7 protein-coding genes are annotated in these 17,147 nt (G+C 44.2%); 5 read left to right on the plus strand and 2 right to left on the minus strand.

What is annotated here, in order from left to right; translation table 11 throughout:
• Positions 1–148 precede the first annotated feature (148 nt).
• Positions 149–5,962: an NPCBM/NEW2 domain-containing protein gene (locus ACQKMP_RS16105; protein WP_427469907.1), complete on the plus strand. Its 5,814-nt coding sequence runs from the start codon at positions 149–151 to the stop codon at positions 5,960–5,962.
• A 60-nt stretch (positions 5,963–6,022) separates the two neighbouring features.
• Here ACQKMP_RS16105 and ACQKMP_RS16110 read toward each other — a convergent pair whose 3' ends face one another.
• A complete protein-coding gene (locus tag ACQKMP_RS16110; protein ID WP_427469909.1) occupies positions 6,023–7,774 on the minus strand; it encodes a sulfatase-like hydrolase/transferase in 1,752 nt (583 codons plus the stop codon).
• A 236-nt stretch (positions 7,775–8,010) separates the two neighbouring features.
• Between ACQKMP_RS16110 and ACQKMP_RS16115 the strand changes: the two genes are divergently transcribed.
• Entirely contained in the window at positions 8,011–8,559 is a 549-nt protein-coding gene (locus ACQKMP_RS16115; protein WP_427469911.1) for a LemA family protein, read from the plus strand.
• A gap of 55 nt (positions 8,560–8,614) precedes the next feature.
• Positions 8,615–9,250, plus strand: a complete 636-nt coding sequence (locus tag ACQKMP_RS16120; protein ID WP_427469913.1) for a response regulator — start codon at positions 8,615–8,617, stop codon at positions 9,248–9,250.
• A gap of 97 nt (positions 9,251–9,347) precedes the next feature.
• Here the strand turns inward: ACQKMP_RS16120 and ACQKMP_RS16125 are convergent, their stop codons facing one another.
• The gene (locus ACQKMP_RS16125) at positions 9,348–11,207 is read right to left on the minus strand and encodes a patatin-like phospholipase family protein (RefSeq protein WP_427469915.1); all 1,860 of its coding nucleotides are present in this window, start codon (positions 11,205–11,207) and stop codon (positions 9,348–9,350) included.
• 203 nt (positions 11,208–11,410) lie between these two features.
• Here ACQKMP_RS16125 and ACQKMP_RS16130 point away from each other — a divergent pair, with 203 nt between their 5' ends.
• Positions 11,411–16,489 (plus strand): AAA family ATPase, encoded by a 5,079-nt coding sequence (locus ACQKMP_RS16130; protein ID WP_427469917.1) that lies wholly within the window; start codon positions 11,411–11,413, stop codon positions 16,487–16,489.
• Entirely contained in the window at positions 16,486–17,139 is a 654-nt protein-coding gene (locus tag ACQKMP_RS16135; RefSeq protein ID WP_042192856.1) for a response regulator, read from the plus strand. Before ACQKMP_RS16130 ends, ACQKMP_RS16135 begins: the two co-directional genes overlap by 4 nt.
• Positions 17,140–17,147 lie beyond the last annotated feature (8 nt).

Below are 17,147 nucleotides of genomic sequence, written 5' to 3' on the forward strand. Positions count from 1 at the left end.
ATTACGCTTTTTGTTAAAGTTTAATAAAAATTAAGTCTTAGTTTTTATGCGACTTTATACGCAATCAAGCTACTCTTTTGGGGTAGTTTTTTTTGTGCCTATTTTTAGGCACGGAAGAGATTCATATTACATCTGGGGGGTAGAAAAGATGAAAAAAATGATTGCGATCGCTACATCAGCAGCCATGTTAGCTAGTTTTTCGAGTGAGGCAGGTTATGCTTTAGCAAGTGATGTAAGCAAGGTAAGTGTAGTGAACACTGTAGTACAAAGCAAGGCTGACCTATTCAGCAATGCGTCAGTTATTCCGTTTGATCTCTACGGCAAGGCTATCCTAAGCGCTTATAGTGATGTTTTTAGAATGAATCCTGCGAATATTAAATCCATTACCAATAACGGTGGCAACTACTCAGGTTCACCTATAGCTAAGGCTATTGATGGCGATATGAGTACGTATTGGGAAACGGGCAAACCGAACAGTTCAACGTTCACGAATGAGGTTGTCTTTGTTTTCAATGAGTCCACTGAATTAAATAGAATCGTATACGCTGCAAGACAATCCAGTGCAAAGGGGAAGGGGTTTGCTCAGGAATTTGATATTTATGGCTCAACTACGGATGCAGGCGATTATACGCTAGTATCCTCTGGAGAATATAAAGGCGGAGCAGGTGACGTAGTAGAGATTCAGTTTGCACCCACAGCCTTCAAGAGACTTAAATTTGTCTTCAAAAAAGCTAACCAAGATTGGGCGAGTGCAGCTGAGTTTTCTTTTTACAAAGAAGATACCGTATCCGCTAAAATGAAAAATTTATTTACAGATGATACCTTGAGTCAAGTTAGCGCAGCATTTAATACGGTGGAGAAATTAACGGCTTTAGAACAAGAAGTACAGACACATCCACTGTACGTGCAGTTTCAAGCAGATATAGAGAATGCAAAAGTACTTCTGGAGAATCATCAAATAGAGGCAACAGCGGCTAAGGTTTCGAAGCTAAAAGGCTATGGTACAGCATACGAAAATGCCTATAGCGAAGCTTATAGAATGCCCAACTCTAATGTATCAAAAGTAACGGTGAACGGTGGAAGCTATCCAGGTACGAAACCGGAATACATGCTCGATGACCAGCCGAATACACACTGGGAAACGAACAAGAACAATGATGACAGCTTCACGAATGAAGTCGTGTTTGAATTAGCGCAAGCGAAAGTACTAGATAGATTGGCTTTCCTGGCTAGAGATAACCGCAAAGGCTTCCCAGAGGCTTTTGAAATTTATGCATCAGAAACAAGTAAGGGAGAAACCTTCCAGCTCGTATCTAGCGGAACCGCGACTAGTACGAATGATTTTCTGGAGTTTAAATTCGAACCTACGAAGTTTAAAAGATTGAAATTCAAGTTCACAAAAGCCAATATCAACAGACCTTTTGCGGCTGAATTTAGATTTTATACAGAAGATAAAGTAAGCGAAGCTGTAAATGGTATTTTCACAGATGGCACGATGAGTGCGGTTGTTCCTGCTTATAATAGCGCCAACGCAATCAATGAATTAGAAGAAGCGGCAAAAGTACATCCGCTCTATCCAATCCTGAAAGATTCTTTGGATTTAGCTAAGAAGCTAGTGAATGGTGAAGTTCAAACTGAAGGCACCATCATTGAGGCGGAACAACGTGGAGATATGAAAAAGCATGCGCAGGAAAACCTGAGAATTGGTTTCGGTACGAACAACCAGCCTACAGGTCTCGTTGCAATGCCTGGAGATACGATCAACGTTTATGTGGACGCAGCTTCGAGCGATAAACTACCTTCTTTAGTCTTTTCTCAACAAGAGGCGGCTTGGAATGTTTGGGCTAGAGGTGTGCAATTGCGTCCAGGTAAGAATATTATAACCGTTCCTGAATTTGCTACGAATAGTTATTATGCACATGAAGTGACTAAAGGCGGTACAGTGTATATCGTCAATCCATATACAGCAGAGGAACAAGGTAAAGCACCTATGATCCGGTTCGAGGGGCTTACCAAGATCCCTATGATGACCAGGACTACAGATCCTGAACAATTTAAAGCCTTCTTAACCACCTATAAACAAAAATTAGATGAAGATAAGGCAGCGCATCCAAATGTTCAAGATCGCGAGCTCATCGATGTGGTGGAAATGGTCAGCGATCATGTTATTTTCACAGGAACTGCGACAGAAGCTTATAACAAGTTTATTACGCAAGAAAATGATCCGCTGGGTACCGTAACCGGCTATGATACTTGGATGAAGACGATCTTTGACTTCTATGGCTTGGATGGCAGTAGTGTGATTCATGATGCGAAGCTAATTCGTGAGAACATCCGATTGATGCAGCCTTATGGTGCGATGTATGCAGCGGGAGATCATACAGGGATACAAATTGGGACCGTAGGGACGATGTTAGGTGATTTTAACAAAGTCTATCCAGGTTGGGGATTGAATCATGAAATAGGGCATCGCTTGGCGATGGGTGAACGAGAATATGGTGAAGTAACCAATAATATGGTGTCTATGCTGATGTCAGTCTATGCGGACTCGATGGATACTCGTATTCCTTTTGAAAGTGATATTTATAAATATGTAATCGAAGAAAATAAAGTGGTTATGAATCAGCAGGGCTTATTTGCACAGCTCGGTGCCTATTGGCAGTTAGAATTAGCGCATCCGGGTTACTGGACAGAACTGACCAAGCTGTACCGCGAGCGGAAGGTCTCCCTTCCGAACGGCGACAATTCCAAGCAGCAGTATTTGGTGGAGTTCTCCTCTGAAGTGCTGGGGTTAGACCTAAGTAGCTATTTTGCCAGACATGGCTTCACTGTGAATCCTGAAACGAAAGAGAAGTTAGCTAAATACCCAGCACCGAAAAAGCTCTGGTATTTAAACAATTCAGTGGTTCATTATGAGGGAACAGGAATAGCAGATAAGAATGTTGCGATAAAGGTTAATATCACGCCTAACGCTACTGCTAAATCAAACACATTAAGCTTCAGTATGGATAAGGATCTTAAGAAAGATTTCTTAGGATATGAAGTGTATAGAGACGATAAGTTAGTAGGGTTTACAGGGACTGACCAGTTCGTGGACACGAATGTAGATAACAGCATCAATTATACGTACAAGATTGTTGGTTATGATAAGAAGCTGAACCCACTGAAGACGGTACAGGTTAAAGCCTTCAAGCCAGCGCTGTCTGTTGAAGATCAAATTACGTTAAAGCTTAATCAAACCTTTGATCCGATGAACTATGTAAAAGCGACTAACTACCAAGGGAACGATATTACTGCTAATGTCACCCTGAAAGCAAATACCGTTGATGTAACGCAAAAAGGCGACTACGAAGTGGTATATGAAGTGAAGAACGAAGGGGTTACAGAAACCAAAACTACACTGGTTACGGTAACGAGTGACTATACTTATCTTTCGGATCTTAATGCCAAGTCAGTCGTTGTTGGTTGGGGTGAATTAAAGAAAGACAAAGCCGTTTCTGGTGGAATCATCACTCTTGTTCGACAAGGGTTAGCTGCGACCTATACCAAGGGAATCGGTGTACATGCGAACTCTGAAGTTATTTATGATATTGAGAGTAAAGGTTATGACTTCTTTGTGAGCTACATCGGAATTGATCAAGCGATGAAAGGAAAGCCATCCTCTGCAACCTTTGAAGTGTATGTAGATGGAGAGAAGAAATTCGCGAGCGATGTTTTCCGAGCAGGGACAGAGCATGAATTTGTGAAAATACCTGTGACAGGTGCGCGCGAAGTGAAGCTGGTTACCACAGATGCTACAGACGGCAATGCTTCAGATCATACGGTATGGGCGGATGCGAAGTTTACGAATACTTCAAGCAAGCCTACTATCACAGTGCCTGAAGAGACAACGTTTATTAAGCTGAACAGTGACTTTGATGTTTTGACTGATGTTACAGCCGTTGATAAGGAAGATGGTAACTTGATTGGAGCCGTTGAGGTGAGTCCGAATGGTTTTACTTCAAGCAAAACAGGCACTTACAACGTCGAACTGTCAGTTACAGACCGGGATGGGAATACAGCTGTGCAGACCAGAACAATCGTTGTGTATAGCGCTAGTAAATACTTGAGTGATACAGCTTGGCAGTCGGCAAGAACGGATTATAATGTTGTTCGTAAGGATAAGGCAAGTTCTAACAATCCGATTAAACTACTTGTAAATGGCGTAACCAAAGAGTTCGCTAAGGGTTTAGGAACGCATGCTAACTCCGAGATCGTGTATAATCTGGCGGGTGCTAATTTCGAATATTTTGAAACATATGTAGGGGTTGACCGAAATATCCCAGAGCAAAATAATTCTAGTGTGATCTTCAAAATCTTCGCCGATGGGGTAGAAGTGTATAATAGCGGACTGATGAAATTTGGCACGGAAGCTAAATTAGCTCGGATCCCTGTGAAGGGTGTAAGTGAATTAAAGTTGGTACTAGATAATGCCGGCAACGGAAATGCTTCAGACCACGGTGATTTCGCTGATGCGAAGTTTATGATTCTAAACAGTACGCCAGAGCTTACCATAGCTAAATCTGTATCCACCAAAGTGGGGCAAGCCATAGCAGTAAGTGCGGACTATTCAGCAATGGATTCAGAAGATGGTGACTTGACGGCTCAAGTAAAGGTTACGGGTGAAGATCAAGTTAAATTGGGCAGAGCTGGAAAGTATCCGATTACTTATACAGTAACGGATAGTGATGGAAATACGACCACGAAGACTAGAACCATTGCCGTTGTAGACATGACGGACTTTACGTATCTGACGGATTACGACTGGAATTCTACTCAGAACAGCTATACTGCGCCTTTGAAGGATAAATCTATTAGTGCCAATACGCTGAGATTAACAGATAAGAGCAATCAAGTAGTGTCCTACGAGAGAGGGATTGGAGCACACTCTAACTCGACGATTGTATACGATCTAAGCGATAAGAACGCGGACTACTTCACTTCCTATGTGGGTGTAGATCGACAAATGTATGGTACGGTCGGTTCGGTGAGCTTTGAAGTGTTTGTCGATGGAGAGAAGAAATTCGATAGTGGGGTTATGGGCTCCAGAGATCCGCAGAAGTTCATCGAATTGGATATTAACGGAGCTAAAGAGCTGAAATTAGTCGTTACAGACGGCGGAAATGGCAACGGATCTGACCATGCTACATGGGGAGGAACCAAACTACATTTTGCGAATGGAGATCACCTATTCACTGGAGATCTGGAGCAAGCCATTGCGGCGGCAAAAGCAATTTCTCTAGAAGGCTTCACGGCTGAGAGTATTGCGTCATTTACGGCAAGCCTTTCGAGTGCAGAAGCGGCTTTGACTAATCCTTCTGTCACACAAAGTGAAATAGATGCAGTCTCAGCAGCGTTACAACAAGCAACAGAAGGTTTGACCGAAATAGACCTTACGCAAGTCATTACCATTGCGGACAAATATATAAGTGCTTCGATCAAGACTACGTTAGGCGTAACTGGAGAACTAACGCTAGGGGATATGTATAACCTTACAACGTTAACGAGCGAGACCGGAAGAGCTAGATCCTTGGAAGGTCTACAGTATGCTAAGAACCTAGAGACACTTGATATTACTGGAAATGAAATCACTGATTTCTCCCCACTACAAGGGTTAACTAAACTAACGAGCTTATTGGCTGACCCTCAAGTGGTAGAGGTGGGAGGATTAAAGGGACCTGTGGTTGAATTGACCAATCCGGTGAAAGGGCTCGATGGCAGTAAAGTGATCCCTAATTCAGCAGGGGTCAGAAACACTGGAACATCTAAAGAAATCATGTTTGATATGAACGAATGGGCAGCTAATCCTGATGTGTTCACTATAGACCTATCGTACGAGGAGAAGGGAACTTACATGCTGGGGTTAACTTACCAAGTCGCAGGTAATCTCGTGCAATTAATTACTTTTATTGATAACAATTAAATCCCATAGGCAGAAAAAAACAGGCGAATTGTGGTATATCCAACCATGATTCGCCTGTTTTTATATAGTAGTTGTTTGGGTTGGTGTTAAGCGCTTTTGGCTCCGTTGCTCTTCAAGTAGACGTTTCATCCATTGCTGAATACTTCTGCTCTGCTGTGTTGTCAGGGTGGGGTGTGCAAGGTTATATGCCTCCAAAGGATCTTCTGTTAAATTGTACAGCTCATATTCCTCAGGTACGGGTTCTGTCTTAACCCTTGTGGACCATTCACCGGGTTTTCCCTCCACAGGCTGAAGTGTGACATCCTGAACTCCGGGCTGGCTCCAAAATTGAGGATTATCGAAATAACGCGAGAACTTCCACAGCTCTTTCCGACCATTTCTTTGAAGATACGTTAGAACCGTCTCAATGTGGTTCGGCTGAACGACAGGCGAATACGGTTTTCCCAAGGGACTGGTTTGATGCTGGCCGCGTGTAACATCATCGTCGGTCATGAAATAGACGGGCGCATCGACGATTGCAGATGGGCTGTGTCCAAGGATTTGAGGTGCAAGATTGCGGCCTACAAAAGGGCGGGCATCACTGTACCTATTGTGCATACGGCTTTGAAGGTCTGTGATGTTTACATTCGCAAGCCCTAGCATGGTTGGAATCAGATCTACATGACTTGTTAGGGCATGGATGTCCTGAGATTTGGGAAATAAGCGTCTATTATGGATGAGAAAAGGGACATGCAGAAATTCTTCGTAGGCAGAGTACCATTTTTGATGAAGATCTCCATGAGCCCCTAATAAATCTCCATGATCGGAGGTAAAGATGACGATGGTATTGTCATAGAAAGAAGAGCGAGTTAGAGTCTCGAAGATCTTTCGCATTTGAAGGTCAGCGTTTTTTTGAAGTTGATAATACAGTTGGCGATAAAAAGGCTGGTCAATAATAGGCTGCAAGGCTTTTGGATAGAGGTCCCGGTAGCTGGCTTGGCAGCGCGGCTTGGTAGCTAATGATTCATTTTGCGTCGGAGAGGGAGGAACTGCAGGCATAGGCTCGACCTCAAACCTAAAATTAGGTAAATGTGCAGTGAGGGCTCCGTATAGAACAATATCATGTGGATTTACAAGGGAAGAGACGAGAAGCCAGGGAGGCGTATTTTTATCCTGGTTTTTTTGGCGATCCAGCGCTTGGATGAGTTCCACAGTTTCTGCACCGTACACCTCGTCGCGTCCACTTAATCCGATCGCGGCTGAGGAAGCAGAGTTTCGCGGATTTTTTCCAATCGGATCAGGCCCCACCCAACCAGAGAACCCAAAGTTATCTAACCGATTCGCTCGTAAATAAACTTCTTCAAGATGTCTGTCAGGGACGCCTGTCACCGAATTATAGCTGGGCAAGCTGTCGTGGGTACCGGGAATGATAATATCCTCATTGGAGATATGCCACTTCCCTTTATAGTGGGTCTGGTAACCGGCTTCCCGGAAGTAGTCACCCATTGTAGGTACAGTGTTCCTATCCAGCCAAAACATATTGGAATCAAAGGATTCTTTGGCAATCCCTACGGTCTGACTGACACCATGGAGCGATGGATAATGACCTGTAAACAGCGTTGCCCGGCTGGGGCAGCAAGCGGTAGTTCCAATGTAGTGTCTGTGGAACTCAAGGCTATGGCATTTTAATAATTGCTGTGTGACTAGATTCTGACGTCGCCATTCTCTGATTTCGGGATGTTCATATATGGGGGCATATCGCTCCTCATCTACGAGAATTACAAGAAAATTGGGTCTCTCTAAATAGCGTGATGATTCTGCTGCACTGCTCATGGGCATACACATCCTTGGTTAATTAGGTTGTTGCCTTAGATTATGTGGGAAACCGTGGAAACAGTAGCACTCCAATAAAACTCCTTTTACATACTTATATTATAAAATTATCCATTTTGTAATATGACAGAAGTGATGACAACGCTCACTATAACCAGACAAGTCTTTTAATTATAATGAATCAGATGGTCCAACTCTTCCAGCCTATTCAATTAAATACACAAGAGGTGATGTAGATGTTAGGAATCGGATTGGTCATCGCTTTTACAATCGGAGCTTATTTAATAGCTGCTTACATTCGATTGTTTAGCATGCGTAATTTTGTAAAAGAATCTTTTTCTACTATAGAAGTTTATTTGCAAAATCGGTTTGAGGCCTTAACTGAAGTTGCGGAGATGGTTATTGCTTATGCCGCACATGAACACGAAACATTGGCGTTAGTACATAGAATAGGTGCAGGTTTAAGTGATCATCATTCTCCGGTTGAGAAGCTGACTAGATATGTGGAAATGGAAAAGTATCTTCATTCGATCAATGTTCAGGCAGACTATTATCCAGAGCTTAAGGCCAGCGATCCGTATATCAAATTGCAACAAAGGATTAATATTTTAGAGGAAAATCTATCTGCTAGTAGACGTATCTATAACGAAAATGTGACAAGCTATAATTCGATGATAAGTACTTTTCCTAATTTTTTATTTGCAGGGGCTATTGGATTTAAGTCGGAATTCCTGCTCAAGATGGAAGGGGCCAAACGGGCAGACGTTAATTGGACGGTATCCTAAGTGGACTTGATATAGAGAATTAAGATTGTCATGAGATTTAGAGGGAGGCGTTTCTATGAAAATCGTTATTGTGGATGATCATCCTTTAGTTAGAAGAGGGCTGGCATCTGTCATTTCAATGCAGCCAGGTGTGCAATTCGCTGGTGAAGCTACGAATGGTCAAGAAGCATTTGAAGTGATTGAAGCGACAAAGCCAGATATTGTTCTCATTGATCTTAAGCTTGTTGATGAATCGGGCTTGGATATCATTAAGACAGCACGTGCTCGCGGCATGGTTAGTAAGTTCATTCTGTTGACTTCCTCTGCGAGCAGAGAGGATTTTTTGAGGGCTGAAGAAGTACTAGTAGATGGATATGTCCTAAAAGAGGCACTGCCGGAGGAGTTACTCTTTGCTATCCAATTGGTGCATAAAGGGAGAAAGTACTATGATCCTGGTCTAATGGAAGAAAAGATGCGTATTAGCGGCAGCAGTCCGATGGATGAATTAACACCGAAAGAGAAGGAAGTACTGATTGAACTTGGACAAGGTGCTTGCAACAGAACGATTGCTACACGTCTATATATCAGTGAATTTACGGTGAAGAAGCATGTCAGCCAGATTTTAGCGAAGCTGCAGGTTAATGATCGGACACAGGCAGCATTGTACGCAAACGCGATAGGGCTAACGAAATATGAAATGTGTTATGAGTAAAAATATAACATTAGCATTAAATACGAGGAGGTGTCTCAGTAGCAGTTCATAGCTCTTGGGACACCTCCTGAATTTTTCTTTTTTGTATGCAATGTATTTAGGAAGCGGCTATTTTTTGGCGGATTTGGGTAATCGCTTCTCTTGTTACCACTTCTCCGGCGGCTATGTAATCGTCCGCATCCTTAAAGCTGATTTGATTGAAGCCAAGATCGGGACGCAAGATTACATCCGCTAATTGCAGCTCTTCCTTTATCAGCTTTGCGCTCATGATGTCAATCGTATTCATTAAGGAATCTATTAGATGTCTGGCTGCTCCCTTCGTGAAGGATTCAGGGCAAACGTTAACTGCTATCACAATATCAGCTCCCATGCTTCTTACTAGCGCAGCTGGCACAGGATGAACAATGGCTCCATCGGCTAAGTGCTTTTCTTGATAGTTGACAGGTCGCATGGCTACGGGAACGGCTGTACTTGCGGCAATGGCATGTGCAAGCGAACCCGTCCTCATGATATGAGCCTCACCGGTGGAGACGTCTGAGGCTATCGCGCCAAAGGGTATCGGCAGCTCCTCAATTAGACGCTTACCGACATGCTTTTCGATAAAGCTGATGATGGGCGCGTTATGAACAAGGGACCGCACAGGGAAGGTTGGACGCACCAGTTGTCCCCAACTGATCGTAGAAAGAACCTTCATACATTCTTTTACAGACATTCCGGCTGCATAGGCACCTCCGACCATAGATCCGACGCTTGTTCCTGCGATCATGTCTATGGGAATGCCCTCCTGCTCCAGAATGTTTAACACCCCAAGGTGAGCCATGCCTCTGGCTGCGCCGCTTCCTAACGCCAGACCAATAACTGGGCGGTCTCCTACTTTACGGACTCGGCCGAAGCGGAGATGGTGACTGTAGATCATACGTCCTTCGCTACGAATATAGGCTTCCCTCACGATATTTCGTAATTCCTCTACATTATTGTCGAGGTAAGGGAACAGGGACAGCATGCTCAGGGCATCTTGAGAGAGGATTTCTTGCGCATTGCCCGCTCCTTCTTTTTCTAGAAAGTATTGCGCAAGCAGCGGTATATCTTCAGTTCGCTCACGAAGAGGAGGCACAGGCAAGACCGTTAAGTGGGAAACAATCTTCAGAGGACAAGTGCTAGTCAGGATGATTCGAACCTGTGCAGCTGTCTCCAGCAGCTGTAGTAGCTTCTCAGAAGGACAGGATTCGGCTTCCTCGATGACAATGGTTCCTCCTTTTGCCGCAATAACCTTGGTCTCCCAATCAACGAGGCTCATGTCTGCTACATTTAACACCAGTAGCGGGTATTGACCGTTCGTTGCTCGGTAATGAAGTGCTCTTGCTACAATTACCTTCCCTGTACCGGATTCACCTATCACGACAACATGGTCCCGCTCCGTCGACAGATGTTCAATCGATCTGAGAAGTGTCCGCATTTCGACGCTTTCTCCGATCAGTTCACCATAACGCTCTTGTTCCTCGGATTCATGAAGCTTCATGATGATCTGACTTTTCGAATGCTCTTCCAGTACACGTTCGTTGGAATTTTGGATTCTCTTGATCATGGATTCGATGATCTGGCTCCGGAACTCGTGATTTTTGTCCATCAACAGCAGCATGCCATTTCTGGATACGGATATTACATGAACGTTATCGATCGCTTCTACATGTGCGCTGATGGGGTCTCCGGTAAGACAGGACATTTCCCCGAAGAACTGGCCTTTCGAGAGTATAGCCAATTCTACCTTTATTTCCGTACTAATAAATACTTGTACCTGACCGGATACCAAAATATAAACCCGCTGGCTGACCTCGCCCTTTTGCATGATAAGCTTGCCGGGTTCATAATGCTCTTCTTGCATTTCTGGAGCTAACTGCTGTAATTCTTCATCGGACAGGTGCTCAAGCATAGGGTAGTCTATGTAGGAAAGATGCAATTTGAATCCTCCTTATGTGGGGATGATTGAGTATTTTTTCCTATATTATCACAATGGAATTTTATAGATGTCATATGACAAAATAGATGACAAAGTTAATTACAACATAGGATTCTATGGCGAGATCAGATGATATAATGAGTATAATTGCTTTGCGAGATTGCTTATTCTGTCTACCTAATTGTAACTAGGGAGTGCTGTTTATGTTTGAGTTGCAAGGATACCAAACTTTAGATCTGATAGAGACTACCTCAGATATCAGGCTGTACAGACTCCTACGTCAAGAAGATGGTCTTAGGGTTATCGCCAAGACAACTACAGGTGAGTACCCAGGATCTACTATGGTTGATGCTTTTCGTCATGAGTATGACATGCTTAAGCGACTTAGTGGTCGTGGAGCAATCGAGGCATATAGCCTGGAAATCACGCCGGATCGGCCAGTCCTTCTCCTAAAAGATATAGAGGGGAGTACGCTGGATCAGATACTGCGTACACCTGATTCACTGGAGCTTCCAGTGCTGCTTCGGATCGCCATCGCTGTTGCTGATTGCCTTATGCAAATTCATCGTGAAAAAATAACACTAAATGAACTGACCCCCGCTCATCTAATCGTCAATCCAATTACTTTTGAAGTGAAATTTATTGATATACGAATGTGCTCCGCTGAAAATGATACCAGTCCATTGTCACCTTTAAGCGGGCGGCCGGATGCCTTGCTTCCTTATATATCGCCAGAGCAAACGGGTCGAACTGGGTTGAACCCGGACTATCGTTCTGACTTTTATTCGCTTGGAGTCATTATGTATGAATGTCTTTCAGGCAGTCGCCCCTTTGAGCTTCATGATGTTGTTGATATTGTATACCGTCATCTTGCAGATACACCTGAGCCTTTACATCGCAGGTTTCCCGCTATCCCTCTATCTATCTCTGACATTGTTGCTAAATGCATGGAGAAGATGCCTGATGCGAGATATGCCAGCGCCTTTGGAATCAAGTCGGATCTTGAGGAATGTCTAACCCACCTACAACAATACGGGTACATCGAGCCCTTCCTATTAGGAAGCTGGGATATTCCGGAACGCTGGATGGTATCGGAACGATTCTACGGAAGACATTTTGAGAAACTAAGCTTACGAGAAGCACTGAAACGAGCATCACAAGGTGCTGTAAAGACGGTCTGGCTTAGTGGTGAGAGTGGTATCGGCAAAACAACCTTTCTAAAAGAAACGCTTAGAAATTCGATTTCTTTGGATGGTTTTTTCGCCAGAGGCAAATTCGAATCTCTACATACCTCACTCCCTTATGGCATCTGGCATCAAGTTATAGAAGAATTGGTCAGTCAACTGCTGATGGAAACGAAGCTGCAGGTGGAGGTTTGGAAGCTGCGTATTTTACAGGCAGTGGACAGTTACGGGCAATTATTGATCGAACTTGTCCCTAAGCTTGAGCTCTTGATTGGCCCCCAACCTTCCGTGCCTCCGTTGCCGCCGCTGGAAGCTCAGCATCGATTTCAATTAATTATGAGCCGATTTATTCAACTCTTTCCCCATGAAGATCATCCTTTGATCTTGATATTGGACAATCTGCAATGGGCGGATGAAACATCGCTGCAATATCTCACTTCGCTTATAGAGGACACGGCCACGAGTCATCTGCTAATCGTTCTTTCCTATCGTGATCGGGAAATCACGAGGCTGCACCCACTCAGTAGGCTGGAAAAGCATTTGATAGACCGCAACGTAGTGATGAGTAGAATATCTCTACAAGCGCTTGAACTCACCGATTTAAAACAACTGCTTCTGGATGTTATGCGTTACGAGGCTGCTGACTTGGACGAGTTAGCGCGGGTACTTCTGCATAAGACAGATGGGAATCCACTATTTATTAAGCAATTCCTTCAGGATTTGATTGATGATCAGCGAGTGGAATTTGACGAGGATCTTCGAAGCTGGAAATGGGACCTCCAGCGCATTACTGAATTGAATGTTCCTGATAATGCAGCAGCCTATCTTTCAAGTAAATTACAGCAATTTCCTGATCAGACGGTGTATGCACTTAGTAGAGCTGCATTACTGGGCAGCATATTTGATGTGGGTACGCTTGCCGAAATTACGGAGATTCCGGTAGAGACATTGACCGAAGCGTTGGAAGTCGCTGTAAATGGACGTGTGCTACAACCTGTTAACGGGGAGGAATATACGCATTTTAAATTCCAGCACAACCGCATTCATCGGGCGGCTTATGCTCTTGTTCCCGAAGAGGCGCGCCCAGAGCTACATTGGAGGATTGGCATGCTATTGCTAGGCCGCAGCTCTCTTAGTGAAGGAACGATTCTATTTGAAGCGGTCCATCATTTCAATCAGGCGCTTACATGGATAGATCGCCCCGAACAGAGGCTTCAACTGGTAGAGCTGAACTTACAGGCAGGGATAAAAGCGAAGCAAACCACTGCACATGAGACAGCCTTACAATATATGCTTCAGGCAACAGCGATACTAGAGGAGCAGAGCTGGGAGGAGCATTATGGGCTAACCTTCCGGGTATTTCGTGAGAGGGCCGAGCTCGAATACTTATGTTCACATTTTGATAAGGCTAATGAATTATTTCATCTGTTAATCCATAAAGCTGCGACAAATACGGATAAGGCTTACATCTACGCGATGAAGGTTCAATTGGAAGCAAGTAATGATAATCATGAAGAGGTTATCTCCTTAGGTCGGCATACATTATCGCTATTGAAAGTGAGCCATCAATTTGATCCTAGCTATGTTCAATTGACGCTTCAATGGTTAAGATTGCGGCGCAGACTACAGAAGGTTTCACTCGAATCGCTTAATCTTTTACCGCCGATGACCGACGAGGCTCGTAGAGTCGCAATGACCACTTTAGATCATACGAGCAATGCCTGCTTCTATGTCAACCGAGATGGGTGGCTCGCTTCTTCCTTCACCATGATTGAATTGACGCTCGATTATGGGATGACTCCGGAGGCTTCCATTGGATTCATAGGCTATGCAATGTTTCAATACTATTACTTCCGTAATGATGAAGAAACATTTAAATGGGCCATGTTGGCGTGCAGCTTATCGGAACCCTATCCGAAAGTGCATATGACAACCTTAGCTGCGTTCGCAATGTGCTACGATAGCTGGCGGCATTATGATCCAACTATGCTCCGTATGTTTACCGAGAAAGCAGGTAAAGTGGGACTGGAATCAGGTGACTTATGGAAAGGCAACCAGAGTGTGCTAATCAACTGTGCCTCCCTTTTGCAATTTGGCCATCCGTTAGGCGATATCTATGATCGGTTAATTGCTCATTCCGGTGATTTGCTGCGCCATAACAACAGTCTTCACTGTAAGCAGGCTATCATAGCTGCAGCTACTCTAGTTCGATTGACAGGTTATCGCTCACTAGATGATCCATTTAACATCGCAGAGATTAGCGAACCTGATTTTGCACAGTCGGTTCATGGAGATACCTTTAATTTTATACAAGAAATGGTCTGGATACACCGATATTTGACAGGTTATGTATTTGGGGAGTACCGCGAAGCCAGTGAGGCATTAGCGAAATCAGCTGCCATTATAAAATCACGTGAAGATGGCTTAGACAGTCCTATGCAGACCGTGTATGAATGTTTAGTCTGGGCTCAGTTGTATGAGGAATATAACGCTGAAGAGCAACGTGTATACCGGGTAAAAATGCACAGTCGGCTGAAGAAAATGAAAAAGCTTGCTAAGCGTTGCCCGGAAAATTATGAGCATAAATATTTGTTGATGAAGGCTGAGCTGACTCGCCTATCGCGGGATCCACGACAAGCTGAAGCCTTGTATGAGCAGTCTATTGAGGCTGCTCGTATCAATGGCCATATTCACGATTTAGCGATGGCGGCGGAATGCTACGGCAAATATGGACTTCGTCATGGCAAATTACATCTAGCAAGAATCTATATGACTGAGGCCTACGAGGCTTATCTGCAATGGGGCGCAAAGGCTAAAGCGGCTGACCTTGAGCAGCAGCATAGCCATTTGCTGCATATTAAACGGGAGCCCGGGCTCGATCGAGTCGATTCCCTTTCTGTAGTTATGTCTGCTCAAGCTTTATCGGGCGAGATGGAGATGAGTCGATTATTGGCCACGCTGATGCGGATCATGCTCCACAATGCTGGGGCCGAATATGGGGCAGTTATTTTTGATCATGATGGCAAATGGATGGTTGAAGCTTATGGTACCTCAGAAGCTCAGCATATCGAATCTGTTCCTCTCGGGGAAGAGTCAGATCTTGTTCCGGCAGCGATTATAGCCTATGCAGCAAGAACACAGGAGCAGGTTGTATTACATGATGCGCTCAGTGAGGGGATATTTACGCGTAACGTTTACGTTAGGAAGAATAGACTGAAATCGGTTCTTTGTCTTCCTATCATGAATCAGAATAAATTGGTTTGCTTGCTCTATTTGGAGAATAACCTATCCCCGGGTGTATTTACGCCAAGTAGACTCGATGTGCTCAAGCTGCTTGGTTCACAATGCGCAATTTCAATCGCTAACGCCAAGTTGTATTCGGGAATCCAATATCTTAAAAAAAATCTAGAGGACCAAGTTGTAGAAAGAACTCGTAGTCTGGAGCGTTCGATGCGAGAAACATCTGCGGCTTTGGCCGAAGCTACCGTCTTTGAGGAACGCAATCGTATTGCCCAAGAGATTCATGATATTGTTGGGCATACACTTACATCGACGATTCTGCAGATTGAAGCTGGCAAGCGGCTGCTTCAGAAAAAAGATATAGATAGTGGTTTTCAGCGACTGGTTGAAGCACAGGATCTTGTTCGGCATAGCTTGAATGAAATCCGCGGCTCTGTCCATATGCTGAAGGAGGACAAGTATTCGGACCTCACGGTCATGTTGAAGCAACTGATACGCGATACTGAACGTAATGCGGGCGTTGTCGTCCATGCCATTATTTATGATCTGCCGGAGGCCATGTCAACAGCCTATAAAAAAGCCATCTATCATGCTTTGCAGGAGGGCCTAACGAACGGAATCAGACACGGTAAGAGTACGGAGTTTCACTTTAGTCTGGAGTCTGTCGGAGCAAATTTACAGTTTAGGCTCAAAGATCGTGGGTCAGGAGATAGTCATATAGTGATGGGGTTTGGACTTAGGACGATGAAAGAACGGGTGGAGCAACTGGGAGGTAGCTTATCCATCGATTCAGAAATGAATGAGGGCTGTCTACTGGAAATCGATCTGCCAATGCGAAGGGTTGGGAATAGAAAATGAGTAAGATAAAGATTGTAATTGCCGATGATCAATTGTTGACGCGTGAAGGACTTCGTACCATTCTGGATCTGGAGGATGATATGGAGGTGGTCGGCGCTGCCAAGAACGGGGAAGAGGCCTGCGAGATGGTGGAAGCATTCCAACCCGATCTGGTACTGCTTGATGTCCAAATGCCGATCATGAATGGGATCAGTGCACTAAAACGGATCAAGCAGATTCGTCCGGATATATTCATTCTGATTTTAACCACTTTTATAGAGACCGATTATATTGTTGAGGGTATGGCATTTGGAGCAAGCGGCTATATGCTGAAGGATATGGATGCTGATAAAATGATTTCTTCGATCCGTGATACGATATCCGGGCAATTTATTCTGCCAGCTCCGGTAGCAGCCAAATTGGCGACCAGGATGAATAGATTGACGGAGGAGTACGAACATTGGCAAAGATCCAATGTAGATCGTATGAGTCTGACAGAACGGGAAGAGGAGCTGGCGCAGCTCATTATCCGGGGACTTAACAATCGCGAAATTGCCGATACACTGCATATTGCGGAGGGGACAGCCCGTAACTATATTAGTAATCTTTATAGCAAATTAGAGGTGGTTGACCGGGCTCAAGCGATTGTGCGCCTTCAAGCTATTATGTAACCATAGTT

Source organism: Paenibacillus sp. NPDC101420 (genome assembly GCF_050277435.1).
Taxonomy (GTDB): Bacteria; Bacillota; Bacilli; order Paenibacillales; family Paenibacillaceae; genus Paenibacillus_AQ.

Coding starts and splice junctions, on each gene's coding strand:
- ACQKMP_RS16105 (WP_427469907.1), top strand. CDS start 149: ATGAAAAAAATGATTGCGATCGCTACATCAGCAGCCATGTTAGCTAGT.
- ACQKMP_RS16110 (WP_427469909.1), bottom strand. CDS start 7,774: ATGAGCAGTGCAGCAGAATCATCACGCTATTTAGAGAGACCCAATTTT.
- ACQKMP_RS16115 (WP_427469911.1), top strand. CDS start 8,011: ATGTTAGGAATCGGATTGGTCATCGCTTTTACAATCGGAGCTTATTTA.
- ACQKMP_RS16120 (WP_427469913.1), top strand. CDS start 8,615: ATGAAAATCGTTATTGTGGATGATCATCCTTTAGTTAGAAGAGGGCTG.
- ACQKMP_RS16130 (WP_427469917.1), top strand. CDS start 11,411: ATGTTTGAGTTGCAAGGATACCAAACTTTAGATCTGATAGAGACTACC.
- ACQKMP_RS16135 (WP_042192856.1), top strand. CDS start 16,486: ATGAGTAAGATAAAGATTGTAATTGCCGATGATCAATTGTTGACGCGT.